This is a genomic window from Opitutus terrae PB90-1, from assembly GCF_000019965.1.
Classification (GTDB): domain Bacteria; phylum Verrucomicrobiota; class Verrucomicrobiia; order Opitutales; family Opitutaceae; genus Opitutus; species Opitutus terrae.
This window is the reverse complement of the sequence record NC_010571.1, coordinates 2,157,694-2,172,049: the sequence shown is the minus strand read 5'-3', so window position 1 is coordinate 2,172,049 and position 14,356 is coordinate 2,157,694. Positions and strand designations below refer to the sequence as shown.

The 14,356-nt window shown below is 64.4% G+C and carries 7 protein-coding genes; all 7 read right to left on the bottom strand.

Translation table 11 applies throughout. The features are described from left to right. Nucleotides 1-330 precede the first annotated feature (330 nt). On the bottom strand, nucleotides 331-4,062 hold the full coding sequence (locus OTER_RS08935; protein WP_012374575.1) for a TonB-dependent receptor plug domain-containing protein: 3,732 nt from the start codon (nucleotides 4,060-4,062) through the stop codon (nucleotides 331-333). A gap of 369 nt (nucleotides 4,063-4,431) precedes the next feature. Next, nucleotides 4,432-4,989: a hypothetical protein gene (locus OTER_RS08930; protein WP_012374574.1), complete on the bottom strand. Its 558-nt coding sequence runs from the start codon at nucleotides 4,987-4,989 to the stop codon at nucleotides 4,432-4,434. A 158-nt stretch (nucleotides 4,990-5,147) separates the two neighbouring features. Next, nucleotides 5,148-7,475, bottom strand: a complete 2,328-nt coding sequence (gene yicI, locus OTER_RS08925) for an alpha-xylosidase (RefSeq protein WP_012374573.1) — start codon at nucleotides 7,473-7,475, stop codon at nucleotides 5,148-5,150. Nucleotides 7,476-7,501: 26 nt separating this feature from the next. Next, nucleotides 7,502-10,705 (bottom strand): discoidin domain-containing protein, encoded by a 3,204-nt coding sequence (locus tag OTER_RS08920; RefSeq protein ID WP_158305399.1) that lies wholly within the window; start codon nucleotides 10,703-10,705, stop codon nucleotides 7,502-7,504. A gap of 119 nt (nucleotides 10,706-10,824) precedes the next feature. Further along, nucleotides 10,825-11,970 (bottom strand): carbohydrate ABC transporter permease, encoded by a 1,146-nt coding sequence (locus tag OTER_RS26490; RefSeq protein WP_012374571.1) that lies wholly within the window; start codon nucleotides 11,968-11,970, stop codon nucleotides 10,825-10,827. Between the two features lie 12 nt (nucleotides 11,971-11,982). Next, a complete protein-coding gene (locus OTER_RS08910; protein WP_012374570.1) occupies nucleotides 11,983-12,906 on the bottom strand; it encodes a carbohydrate ABC transporter permease in 924 nt (307 codons plus the stop codon). Then, on the bottom strand, nucleotides 12,903-14,270 hold the full coding sequence (locus OTER_RS23970; RefSeq protein WP_158305398.1) for an ABC transporter substrate-binding protein: 1,368 nt from the start codon (nucleotides 14,268-14,270) through the stop codon (nucleotides 12,903-12,905). The genes OTER_RS08910 and OTER_RS23970 overlap by 4 nt, the downstream gene beginning before the upstream one ends. Nucleotides 14,271-14,356 lie beyond the last annotated feature (86 nt).

Below are 14,356 nucleotides of genomic sequence, written 5' to 3'. Positions count from 1 at the left end.
GGAGCGTCATGGGTGGGGTAACGGGGGAACGAAAACGCAGAATGGGGTTAAGCGTTTACCGTTAAATTCCTTTTACCGTTAAGTCGTGGAAAGCAATCTTATTCTCGCGATTTGTCTGTCTACTGGCCGGGTTCCAAGGTGTGGCCCCCACCCGCGCCGGCCGCCCGGCACCGCCACTGTCCCCCGGGGCATCTCTGCGATGCCTGCGCCCCACACGGTTCTCTCCGTCGGAGCAAAAAAAGTGGCGCCAAGGCTAGGCCGTGGCGCCACGCAAGTCCCCACCCTCAGCCGGCGGCGACTTGCAACCGCCGGCTGGAATCAAAACGTCCGTTAGAACGTGAACGTGTTCGTGAGCGACCAGGTCATGCCTTCCTGGATCTTGAACATCGCCGGAGAACCGTCCGGCTGCACACTGAGCGGCAGCAGGCGGGCATCGTCGCCGACGTTGCGCAGGTTGAGCTGCACGCGCCAACCGATCTTCGGCGTCAGCTTCCGCTCATAGCCGACCCACATGTCGATGTAGTCCTCGGTCTCACTCCAGATCGGGGAGTTGATGTCGAGGTTCGACTTGTCGGCATTCAGCCGGTAACCGAGGATGCGCTTGTCCTGCCAGCGATAGCTGAGGCCAACGTTCACGCCGCGGAAACGGCTGTCCTTGTCGAACGAGTAGTTCGCCGTGCTGTTGAAGCGCCACGGGGACATTTCGGCGACCATCCGGCCATTCGTCTCCAATTGGAAGAGGTAGGCCGACCAGATGTTGTTGTTGAAGTATTCGCGGAGGGTCGCGTCACCACCCCACCAGAGGCGAAGATCGCCGGCCGGTGACTCATACTTCGCGTGGGTCGCTTCAATGAACGTCACGAGATCCTGGCCCAGCGCCGTCTGCGACGCGTTCTGCTTGGAAGCGTTGATCGAGATGTTCAGGCCCTTGGTGACCTGGCCGATCAGCTCGAACTCTACGCCCTTCGATTCGTTGTCAGCGGTGCCGGTCGGATACACGCCGTTGATGCGGCCGCCGCCCGAGGGCTGGACGCCGCCGACCCCGGCGCTCGGGGTCCAACCGCGGATCGCGTTCTGCCAGTTGCCGGCCTTGGCGGCCGCGACGTCGATCGGGAAACCATAGGCATCGAACCACGATTGGTCGGGCATCTGCGACAACCACGAGTTGATCGCCGCGGTCTGCTTCGCCGTCGACGGTGAGTCGCGGAACGCGTCGCCGTTCGGATCGTTGTAGATGCCGTCCCAGCCGTTGTCGATCAGGGCCCAGTTCCAATACCACTCCCAGCCCGGGGCGCCGCCTTGACGGCCCGCCAGATCGATCAGCGCGGAGGTCGTGCCCCACGCTTCGAGATTGCGGAGGTAGTACGTGTTGTTGCCGAGCGTCGTGGTCTCGGTCGTGACGGTGGACAGGTTGGCGTCCTTGACCGTCGTCTTGTACCAGGTGGCTTTCAGGACGAGCCGCTCGTTGAGCGTGCTGAGCGCCACACCGAAATCCTTGGTCTTGCCGCGGGCATTCGGGAGCGCGTTGCCGCTGAACCCATAGCGATTCTCCACGCGCATGTTCGTGCCGTCGCTGTAGCTGAAGCTCAGGTAAGAGTTGCCCGGCAGCAGCGTCCGGAAGCGCTTCGGCGTGTGAACCACCACACCCCAGCTCTTGCTTTCGCCCGCACTGCGATCAGGCCCTTTTTCGAACGCCGGATCCGTGTGCGCATAACCGGACCCGCCGACATCGCTGGCCGACGAGTCACCCGACTCGAGGTCCTGCTCGTCGCGGCGCCAGCCGAACGTGCCCACCACCGTGTCTTCGAACAGGAAGCCCTGCCAGGTGAAGGCTTGGGAATCCGTCACCTTCCGGACCTTGCTGACGTCCGTGTAGAGCTGATTGATGTCGTCTCCGCTCCGCCAGTTGAGGAGGTTGAACTTGTCCTGCACCCAGCCGACGTAGTTGGCGGGATTGTCGGATTGGAAACCGACCTGGTTGCCGCCCGGCCAGAACTGCCGCGCCGGATTGGTCCACGGATCCGCCGGGTTCACGTTGGTCGCGTTCCAGTGCGAGTCGAAATACGGGATCACATAGCCGCCCGCCGTCGGTTCCTGCACCGTCGCAAGCCGCGGCAGATTCAAGCCGGCCGCGCTGGAGCGCGGGCTCAGGTCGCCGCTGATGTAGGTAACCACGTCCGGCACCACGTCACCGTTGACCAATCCGCCGATGCCGGAGCCGCCGTTGACCGTGCCGTTGCCGAGCACGTCGGACCATTTCTGCTCCACCTTCCAGAGCGTCCAGGTGCGGTTTTCCTGCTGGACCGTGTCGCGGGAATAGAGCCCGGTCAGCCGATGCGTGCCGAGAATCGTGCTCAGCAGCGAATTGCCGAGCACATCCTTGAAGCGGAATTCGCCGAAGCCGGTGAACCGGATGTCGTCGCGCGTGCTGAAGAACGCATTGCCACCGCCGCGGCCGCTGCCGCCAACCATCGCGCGATTCACGTTCGGATTCTTGACGACGCCGAGTTCCGGATACGTCCACGGGTAGTTCATCAGGTTCGCCCGAATGTCCACCGTGATGGTCGGGTTGCCGATGGTCCGATAGGAACCGTCGCGGTAGTCCTGATAGTCGTAGACGAGTTCGAAGCCGAGCCGGTTGTCCAGGAACGTCTGCTCGACCGCGATGTTGAACGCGTCCCACTTCTGCCACTCGCCCTTGTTCGGGCCGTCGATCAGGTTGTCGTAGAAGTTGAAAATCGATTCATCGACGAGGGACTTCCGCTTGTAGAAGCCCTTGTCCGCAGCTGGATACGGCGTCGCGGCCTGACCGAGCGTACGCCAGCTGTTGTAGGCCGCCTCGTTGAAGCTCGCGATGCCGATGTTGCTGCCGTAGGGGAAGCCGTCGATCCCGGCGTCGCGGTCGCCATTGCTGCTCAACCCGTAGTAGGTGGTTGGCCCCGCCTGCGTCACATAAGCATGGGTGGTCGAGTTGGCCATGTCGTAGAAGAACATGGGATTCGCCGTGGCTTGGGTGCCGGGCACCATATACTGCACCACCCAGTAATTCTTCGGCTCCATCGCGTTTTGCGGCTCGGAGGAGGGATAACCGATCGCCTGCGACTCCCAGGCGTAGTAGGGATCATAGACCTTCTTGTTGATCGCCGTGGAATCGAAATACGGCGTGATGCTGTCCCACGGCGGCAGCGCGCGCGGGCGGTTCGCCTTGATGTCGCCATTCTCGTAGTTGAAGCGCACGCTCGTGCGGGAGCTGCCGGTGTTGAGGAACTTCGGCGCCCACCGACCCGAGAGATAGGCGCGCTGATCGCGATTGAACGCGGGCCGCTGACGATACTTTGTGTGATCGTCGAGCAACGCGAGTCGGAGCGCCAGTTCGTCCTTCAACACGACATAGTTGTAGTCGATCGAATTGCGGACGGAGCCGAAGCTGCTGATGCGATTCTCCACGCTGCCGCCGTTCTTGCCGAACGTGGCCAGGTTGAGGCTGCTGTTGATGATGCCCGCCGGGCTGCCGATACCGAACAGGATCGAATTCGGCCCGCGCTGCAGGTCGACGCGGCCGACGTTGTAGGAGTCCCACGGAATGTCGGTCTGGAAAAAGTCGCGGGTATTGTCCGCCGAGTCCAGGCCGCGCACGCGGTTGTTGTTGCTCGGCCGCACGAGGTTGGCGTTCTCGTTCGCACCATCGATGAACGTGTTGCCCACGCCGCCGTAGTTGCCGTAGACGCCGCCGACTTCCGTGTTCGTCGTGTAAACGAGCAGGTCCTGCGAGTTCCGCGCGCCGGTGTCCTTGAGGAAGTCGGCCGTGATGACGCTGATGGACGAGGCGACGTCCTTCAGGTCGGTCTTCACGCGCGAGCCAGCCAGCGTGGAGGTGGCCTGATAGCTGCCCCGGTCTTCCGAAGCGTCGACAACGAACGGAGACAGCACGATGGGCTGATCGTCCTCGGAATTGACGGTCGGATCCGACGGCGTGGCTGTCTGCGCCACGATGCGGGCCGACGAAAGTGCCAGCGTCAGAGCGGACGCGAGCACGTATCGAGTGAACCTAGGTTTGTTCATGATGGGGTGTTGCTGTTTGTAGTCGCAGAAATCCCGCCGGCAGCCGGCGGAGTCACTGCAGGAGGGGCAAACCACAGGTCGCCATCCCGCTGCCAGGCAGACAGCCTCGAAGCGGAAGGAGTACAGCCGCGAAAGCACGGCTGGAAACCGCGGGCACGGAGCGTCATGGGTGGGTAACGGGTAACGAAACGCTGTGGTTTAGCGTTAAATTAACTTTACCGTTAAATCGCCGGGTGCAATCTTTTTCGCACGCTCACTGAGCACCGGCAGCGAGGCCACGCTGATCCGTCCGCCGGCTTGCCCGCACGGCACCTCGATCAGGCAGCCCTCCCCTCGATACGCAGGTCGCGACCTCTTCAGCAGGCGACGTTAATATTCCTTCCCAAAAAACTTCCGCATCATCGCCTTCATGAACGCAGGCGTCACGCTGCCTTCGTGCAGCACCACCGTCGCCCCATCCGCCGTCGTGATGGTGATCCGGTAAACCCTAAACGTTTCGCCCAGATAACTGATCCAGTGCGCCTGCGGGTCTTCCAGGTCGAACCAAGCGGATTGCCCCGTCCATAGCTGGCCCTTCAGCTGCGGATCGGTGTCATCCACCAGCAGCATCGGCTGTTCTTCGGAAACATCCTCCACCTGCACGCGGCGGGGAGGCTTGTTCTTGGCCACCACACCAAACGCGAACTGAAGCTTCTTCTCCTTTTCTCCGGGCAGAATGACCGGCGCGCGAGCTTCGAACCCGTCGGCAACCGCGTCGTCCACGCGTCCGTTCACCAGCCGGAAACTCAGCCGCTCCCCCGATGAGATCTTCGTCGTGTATTTGTATTCCGACGTCGCGCAGCCGCTCAGCACCAACCCGAGCAGCAATGCGGCGCAGAGCCCAAACGAACGAACGAACGGTGGCGGGAAAGTGTTGGCAGGATTCATGAGGATGGAGCAAGCGTGGTCCGGCCCAGGTTCGGGCGCGACGCCGTCACTCTGGCAAGAACGCTTTCCGGATGACAATGCCGAACCGCCGCCCCCGCGGCGGTCGGCCGGCGAGCGCCGGCCAATCCACCGCACAGGGTCGGTCATTCACCAGCGGCTCAGCCGCACTCGCACTCCACTTCGTTGATGCCGGGTTCGACGCGGATGATCACACCCAACGGATCGGCGGAAGCCGCCGCACCCTTGCCCGGGCGCACGGTCTTCACCCCGGCGAGCTGCAGATTCCACGCGCCACGGACCTCGCCGGTGAGCTTCGCGCGAATCCGCTGACCCGAGCGCTGCACCTGCACGCGCGCCTGCTCGGTTCCGTCGGCGCCGCAGATCACCGCGGTCGACTTCGCTCCCTCCGCCAACTCATAGACGCGGAAGGTGGTGTCCGCCGCATAATCGTAGTCCGGCCGATCGTCGGTCGCGCCCAGCGCGAGCACGGTGCCCGGCCGCACGAACAGCGGCAGACTCAGGAAGCCATGCCGTCCGCGACGCCATCCCCCGCCCTCTTGTGTTTCGCCCGTCAGCAGATGCGTCCACTTCCCTTCCGGCAAGTAGTAGTCCACCGTGCCGTCTTCCGTGAAGACCGGCGCCACGAGCAGCGCGTCGCCGAGCATGTATTGCCGATCCAGCGTGTCGCACGCCGGATCGCCCGGGAACTCGAGCAGCATCGCGCGCATCATCGGCACACCTTCGCGATGCGCCGTCAGCGCGGCCGACCAGAGACAAGGCATCAGCCGGCACTTCAGCTTCGTGAAGAAGCGCACGACGTCGCACGCCTCGTCATCGTAAGCCCATGGCACCCGATAGCTCGAACTGCCGTGCAACCGGCTGTGTGATGACAGCAGCCCGAACGCCGCCCAGCGCTTGTAGATGTAGGCCGGGGCTGTGCCCTCGAATCCGCCGATGTCGTGACTCCAGAATCCGAAGCCGCACATCCCGAGCGACAGTCCGCCGCGAAGCGATTCCGCCATCGACTCCATCGTCGACCAGCAATCGCCGCCCCAGTGCACAGGGAACCGCTGGCCCGAGGCATACGCCGCGCGCGCGAACAGCACCGCTTCGCCGCGACCGCGTTTCGCCTCGATCGCGCGAAACACCGTCTCGTTGTAAATCACCGGATAGAAGTTGTGCATCTTCACCGGATCGGAGCCGTCGTGGTAAACCACGCCTTCGGTCGGAATGCGTTCGCCGAAGTCCGTCTTGATCGCATCGACGCCCATGTCCAGCAGCCGCTCGATGTGTCCCGCGAACCACGCGCGCGCCGCCGGGTTCGTGAAATCCACGATCGCCATGCCGGGCTGCCACAGGTCTGTCTGCCACACGCTGCCGTCGGTGCGCTTGATGAAGTAGCCTTTCTCGCGCCCCTCCGCGAACAGCCGCGAACGCTGGCCGATATACGAATTGATCCACACGCACAGCTTCAGCCCGCGGGCGTGCAACCGCTGCAGCATTCCTCGCGGATCGGGAAACACGCGCGGATCCCACTCGAAATTGCACCAGTCGAACTCGCGCATCCAGAAACAGTCGAAATGGAAAACATGCAGCGGCAGGTCCCGCTGCTTCATGCCGTCGATGAAGCTCGTCACCGTCGCCTCGTCGTAATTTGTGGTGAACGAGGTCGAGAGCCACAGGCCAAATGACCACGGTGGCGGCAGCGCCGGCCGGCCGGTCAGCGCGGTGAGCTTGCGCAGGATGTCCTTGGGCGTCGGTCCGTAGATGACGAAATACTCCAGGCTCTCGCCGGGAATGGAGAACTGCACGCGCGCCACTTTCTCCGAGGCGACCTCGAACGACACCGGCCCGGTCTCGTTGACCAGCACGCCGTAACCGCGGTTCGTGAGATAGAACGGCACATTCTTGTAGGCCTGCTCGCTCGCGGTGCCGCCGTCCTTGTTCGTGCACTCCACCACCTGTCCGTTTTTCACGAAGGCCGTGAACCGCTCACCGAGCCCGTAGACACATTCGCCGACGCCGAGTGAGAGCTGCTCGTGCACGTGGGTCCGATCCCGCTCCAGCTGCACATAGCCCGTCGCGCGCCAGCCGTTGCGCGTCAGCACGCGGCCATCAGCCTCGAACGCGAGTTCCCAGCCCGGCTTCTTCACGCGCACCGTCAGCGCGCCGGATTGCAAAGTGACCGCCTCCGCGGAATCTTGGATGGCTACCGGGGCCGAGTCATTCGTCACCAGTGGAAGGTTGGGCCCGCGTTCGGCCGCACCCGTGAAATGTTCGATCCGCACTCGCGCGACATCCGGCAGTGGCGAGCTGACCGTGACCGTGAGCAGCGGCCCCTGCAGCGTGTCGCCGCGATGCTGAATCGGACGCACCGGCGCGCTGATCACGAGCCGGTCAGGCTCGACCGCGATGGTGTGCGCCTCGGCGGCGTAGTGGGCGGTTACCCCCGGACGGAGCAGCCATTGGCCATCAGTGAATTTCATGGTGATTCGAAAGGGTGAACGAAGGTTTAGGGCGTGCCCGCCGATTCGGCCGCTGGCGTGCCCAGCACGCGCACGTCGCGCAACGCCGCCGCGCGCCCCGCGGGCCAGCCTGTGATCGTTACGCGCACCTGCCGCGCGCCCGCCGCAGGAGCGACCGGCAGGGTGTGCCGTCCTCCCGCGAAGGCGTTTTCCCGTTGATCGCTCAATCCCTGCCAATGCGCACCGTCGGACGAAGCCTCGACGAGGTAGCGATAACCCGGCTCGTCGTGCTGCCAGAGGAGCTCGACTGTATCCAGGACACAGGTGCGCCCAAGATCGATCGTAAGGACCGGCCTGGCGTCCGTCGGCTCGGCCTGCCAGCGGGTATTGATGTCGCCGTCGATCGCACTCTCCGGCTTCGGCACGAAGCCCCACGGCGGCGTGAACGAGCTCGAGGCGGTCGCCTGGCGCCCCAACGCGAGCGAAGGTCTCAGGCAGAGGTCGAGTTCCGCAACGCTCAAGGCCTGCTGCGGGGCGAACGCCGGCGAGCCGGCATAGGCCAGCAGACTGGACCACAGCTGTCGCGCTTCGGGGGCCGCCGACAGCGCGAGAAGATCGCTGGCCACGACGAGTAATGAGCCCGTCTCCACCCTAGCTTCGAAGACGAGCCCGAGGAGTTCATTGCGCTCCAGGTTGTCGATCACCTGCACGATCGGCCGGAAATGCTCCGGCACCGAAGCGAGCACGACCGCAGCGGAGCCGTGCGCGATCCGCGACCATTGCCGCTCGCTGTGCGTTGCCGTCGGGAACTGCGCCAGGGCCGGATGTGCCGCGTTGATCAAGAGTCCCATCGTCCCCGGCGTGCCATTGAACATCGGCCAGCACCAGAAATCCGTCGCATACGCGCCGCGCAGCGTGTAACCGCGGTTCGCCGCGTCCGGCATCAGCACGACGCGCTCCCCTGACGCCAAAAGCCTCTTCGCCTTCGCGTCAAACGCTCGCACGACGTGAACGTGGGCCGCGGGCGCAAGTTCGGTCTGCGGCGGGTAGACCCAGAGCGGCCAGCGGTTCGCGAATCTCAACCGCTCGCCGCTTGGCAAAGTCGGATTGGCGGTGACCTCGACCACGAAATCATAACGCCTCGGCGTCGCACAGTCCTTCAACGCCACAGCGACACGTCCCAGCGACCGGAGCCCGCCCTGCGTGACGACGTCAGCCCGCCATTCTCCACGCGCCCGCTCTTTCCCCGCTTCGTCAACCAGCCGCCATGTCGTCACCACGCCTCGAAGGTCGTCCCGGCCATAGTGCGCTAGTTGGATGTCGGCGGCGTAGCTCTCGTTGGTCGTCCACGCGTAACGATCAAACCGCGCCAGCGGCACCACCGGCCCGCAAAACTCCCGCCAGCGTTCAGGCGTCACCAAGCCCTTGCTGTCCATGAACGCGTCCAGCATGCCCACCAACGCGGTGCCCTGACCGGGGTAGTCCTGCAGATCGAGCAATTGTAATCCGCCAAAGTCGGCCGTGCGCAACGCGAGTTCGATCTCCTCCCGATACAACTCCGCCGTGAGGGCACCCGACGCACGAAAGAAGTCGTTCGCCTGCTCCAAGCGTCCGCGCCGCGCGAGCACGTCCCGGAAATGCTCGAGGTTTCGCGCCTGCGTCACCCCGGTGTATTTCGCGATCTCACGGAAATCGGGATAAACCGTGTATTGGCCAATCTCGTGCCCGACCACCGGCACCGGCAGACCGGTCACGGCCTCCGAGAGATCCTGGCGGGTCTGCGCCTCGCCCCACTGAACCACCCCGTCGTAGCCATCGCCAAAATAGAAGCTGCCGCGCGCGGGGAGTTGGCGCTCACCACTTGCCGGAGTGCGGGTCTTGGCGGTCACCCAAAATTCGTTCGTCGGTTGATGCCGCGGATCCCAGAGCACGTTGTTGCAACCGTCCGAGTAGAGCCGCCGCGAATCCTGCGCGCGTAGCTGTGCGACCATCGCGTTCATCAGCCCGCGATCGCCGCCGGCCTCGTTCGCCAGAGTCAGCATCACGAACGATGGATGATTGCCGTAGGCGCGCAGCGTCGCGTCCGCCTCGGGCTGCAGGAAATCTCTCACGCGCTCATCGAACGTCCCCCAGAACGGCAGCTCGGCCTGTAGGTAAATTCCCAGTCGGTCCGCCGCCGCGAACGCCGCCTCGGGCGGCGTCCACGTGTGACAGCGAATGTGATTCAGTCCGTAGTCGCGGCAAATTCGCAGGTAGCGGATCCACCCCTCCACATCCATCGGCGGATGTCCGGTCAGCGGGAACGTGCCGCCCTCGTGCCGGCCGCGCAGGAAGGTCGGCCGCCCGTTGATCGTGAAGTGCGCCCCAGCGCCCTTGAACTCGCGCAGCCCCGTTTCGATCTCACGCTCATCGCGGCCGGCGGCCGTTTTGAGTGTGACCGTCATGCGATAGAGCGCCGGCTCAAACTCGTCCCAGAGTTTCGCCGCGGGACCGAGTGGCAACGTCAGTTCATGGTCTCTCGTCGCCGCGTCTGACCATTCCAGCTCGACCGGCGCAGGTTGGTGCGGCGCGCCGTCGTGATTGAAGCTCGTGGCGCGGACCATCACGCGCGACCGCTCTGCAACCACCCCCGCCAGTGCTTGCGTAGTGAACCGAACCCGCAGGCTGCGCGAGGCGAGTTCGGGCCACACCTGCACGTCGGCGAGCCAAACGGCCGGCCGCGCGATCAACTCGATCCGGCCGAGCACGCCGTTCCAGTTCGTCTGCGTGTTGTCGCTGTTGAACTGGTGCACATTCGGCGTGAACGGGATTCGCTCGACGCGATTGTCGACCATCAGCGTGAGTCGATGCCGGCCCGGCTGCAGCCGGTGGGTGAGATCGTAAACCTGCGGTGCGGTGAACAGCCGCTGCTCACCAACCGCTTCGCCATCGAGCCACAGCTGCGTGTATTTCGTCCGCTCGAGCAGCAGCTCGATTTGCCGGCCGGACCACGATGCGGGCACCTCGATCTCGCGTTCATACCACGCAGCGCCCTCGAACCGCCGCACGCGGGTCAACCCACCGAGCTCGCGCGCTGAATTCTCCGGACCTTTGTTATTCGTCTCGGTCGTTCCGGGCAGGGCAATGGCGTCGGCGAACGCTACTTGCGGGAGCGGCTGCTGCGGAAATGAGGGGTCTGGCGCCGCGAGCGCGAAGCGCCATTCGCCCGCGAGGTTCATTCGTTCAGTCGTGAAAGGAGAGGCAGTCAACATGGAGGAGCCAAGCAGACCCAACATCGCAGAGCACCCACCCAGCCTAAGCAAGCGCCGTTGCATCGCCGACCAGCCAATACTGCGAATCTGGAGGGGAAAAGAGAGCATGGTTCGTCGCGTCAGCCTTTGCTCCCCGTGGTGGCGATCCCCTGGATGAAGGTCCGCTGCGCAAAGAAAAACAGGACGATGATCGGCAGCACGGTGACCGTGCTCGCCGCCATGAGGTAGTGCCACTGCACTCCGCCGGTCTGCGACTGGTAGTTCTGCAGCGCGATCGAGAGCGTGAATGTTTCCTTGCGCGTCAGATACAGGAACGGCCCCATGAAATCGTTCCACGCATAGAGGAAGTGGAACAGCGCCGCGACCGCCAGGACCGGCTTGCTCAGCGGCAGAATGATCCGCCAGAAAATCCGCCATTCGCTGCTGCCATCGATCCGCGCCGCTTCGCTCAGCTCCTCCGGGATCGTGAGGAAAAACTGCCGCATGAGGAAAATGTTGAACGCGCTCCCGAAGAACGCCGGCACCCACAGCGGCATCAACGTGCCAATCCAGCCGAGTTCCCGGAACACGCCGTAGAGCGGCACCATCAGCACTGGGAACGGCACCATCAGTGTGGCGAGCGTCAGCGCGAAGAAGGCATCCCGACCGCGCCAGCGCAGCCGCGCAAAGCCGTAGGCGACGATTGCGTTCGACAGCACCGTGCCAATCACCCCGAGCACACAAACGATCAGCGTGTTGCTCAGGAAAACCCAGAAACTCACGTTGCCGCTGCCGGCCGCCGCGCCGCCGCCCATCGAAGCGAGCGCGTTCGGGTAGTTCGACCAGCGGAACTTGATTTCGCTCTGCACCGCGCCCGGCGGCACGATGTCCCAGCGCGGCTGCCGCTCGCGTCCGGCTCCCTGCTCGAGCCGTTCCGTCACATGCGTCCACCCGGCGGCCACGCGGTGCGCACCGTTCAGCTCCGCCGCACGCGCGATCGCCTGGTCTGGCAGCAGGAACACTCGCTTGCCCGCGTCCGGGCCACTCACCACGTCGGCCACAACGCCCGGCTGGTTCATCGTGTAATCGATCACGACCTCCATCCTGCGTCCGTCGATCTCCACATAATGCGCCCGCGGCAGGAACGTCGGCGGCAGCACCATCGTCTGCTCCACCGGTTTCAGCGACGTCGACACCAGCCACACGAACGGCGTGAGGAACAAGCCCGACGCGACAATCAGCATCAGGTAAATAAACGTCCGGGAAACGGGGCCGTGCGGTTTCATCGCTCGCTCTCGCTATTGCACGTGGCTCATCCGCTCGCGCGACCAGCGCGTCGCCAGCCAGGTCAGTGTGGCGATGATGATGAACAGCACATAGGCCATCGCGCTCGCATAGCCCATGCGCAGGTCGTAGAACGCGGTCGCGAACAGGTGCATCGTATAGAATAACGTCGACCGCGCCGGAAATCCGTCCGTCCCCGTGCCCGTGCCGCCGCCCGCCGCCGCCGACATGATGAACGCCTGCGTGAACACCTGCAGCGCGCCGATCAGGCTCATGATGACGTTGAAATACACCACCGGCGCGATCATCGGCAGCGTCACGTGCCGGAATCGCCGCCAGCCGGTCGCGCCGTCGATCGCCGCCGACTCGTAGAGCTCCTTCGGCACGTTCTGCAGTCCCGCAAGGTAAATCACCATCGCGTTGCCGGTGCCCCACAGGCTCATGATGACCAGCGCCGGCTTCGCCCAGTTCGGATCCACCAGCCACGCCGGCGGCGCCTGGCCGAACAGCGCCAGCAGCGGCGACAACGCCCAGTTCAGCAGCCCCACCTGGCCGTTGAAAATCCACAGCCACAACATCGAAGCCGCCACCACCGGCACGATCGACGGCATATAGAAAACCACCCGGAAGAACGGACGTCCGCGCACGTCGCAGTTCAGCAGGAGCGCCAGCGCGAGCGACACTACCGTGCCCAGCGGCACCGACAGCCCCGCGTAGAACAGCGTGTTTCGCAGCGAGCGCCAGAACAGATCGTCGCTGAAGAGCTCGCGATAGTTCTCGAGACCGCACCAAACCGGCGACTTCAAGATCGAGTAGTCGCAGAAACTATAATACAGTGACGCCAGCACTGGATAGGCCGTGAACACGCCCAGCCCCACGATCCACAGGCTGGTGAACCCGAGCCCGGCGAAGAGTTGGCGACGTTCGCGTGCGGTCATGGCGTCGCCCCCGTGCTTGGTGGCAGCGGCTGGCCGTGCCGGGCCAGGCTGCGGAAATGTCGATCCCAGCTTTTCTGCAGCCGCGCCTGAGCCTGCTCGAGCGCCTGCTGCGGCGGGGCCATCAGCAGCCGAACTTCCGCAAACGCCGCCAGCACCTCGCGCTCATACTCGGTCCAGATTCCCATGTCGGGCACGAACTCGGCGTGCGGGCTCGCCGACAGCCGGCGAAACACATCGATTCGCGGATGCGGATGGTGCCCGGCAAAATACGGGCTCCACTCGCGCAGCGCGGAGTTTTTCTCCTGCAGGAAACACAGCAGTTCCATTCCCTGCAGTTCCTCGCGGCTCTGCGCCCGCGGATTGGCCGAGTTCATGTATTTCACGAACTCCCACGCAGCTTCCGGATGTTTCGCTCCGCGCGGAATCACCAGCATGTCCGCCTCGGCCATCGCGAAATCCTCGATGCCCGGCACCGCCGCGGGCCAGGCCGGCGCCACGCCGTAGTCCAGCCCGGGCTTGTATTGCCGGATGTAGTTGTTGAACCACACGCCCTGGAAAATCATCGCGACCTTCCCGCTAAAAAACCCGGACTGCGGCGACGCCCACTGACCGGCGAACCCCGACGCGAACGACGTCACCGCATCCCGGCCCAGCGCGCGCGTGTAGCTCGCCACCCATTCCATCGCGGCGACATTGCGCGGATCGGTCGCCAGCGTGATCTTGTCGCCGTCGAACAATCGGCCGCCAAACCAGCGACAGAAAATCCACGGCCACCAGCCCGGCTCCTGCGGCAGGAACCCAACCTGCAACAACTCGCCAGTCTTCGGATCGCGCTTCGTCAAGCGCCGCGCGAACTCATCGAGCTCCTGGATCGTGCGCGGCGGCCGCTCGGGATCGAGCCCCGCTTCGCGGAAAAGCGTCTTGTTCCAATGCAGCGCGATCGTCGCCGGCGTGCTGATCCCCGCATACACGTGCCCGCCATGCTGCACCATCCGCGCGTAGACGGGATAGTAGCGGCTCAACCACTGCTCGACCGTCATCCCGTCGCGCCGAATGAAATCGTCGAGCGGCGTCAGCGCCTCCGCGTCCGCAAACGAGGCGATGTTCTGGATCCAGAGTCCGGCCACGTCCGGCGGATCTCCACCCGCGGCCGCCACAATGGTCTTTCGATCGACCGGGTTCTGCACGAAATACTCGACGGTAATTCGATCCTGCGAGCGATTAAACGCCTCGACGACCGCGCGCGTCGCCGCCTCTTCCGGTCCGACCCATTTTTCCCAATAGGTGACGTGAATCCGCCCGCGCGGCTCACGCTCGGCGGCGTCGACCGTCGCCGTGGCCAGTCGCCCCGCCAGGAGGGCCACGAGCAACGCTCCCGCCCACCGCGCCCGCCGGAGAACCGGCCGAGTCGGAGTACATGCGATCTGGCGGGGGCGGGCCATGAGCTTGG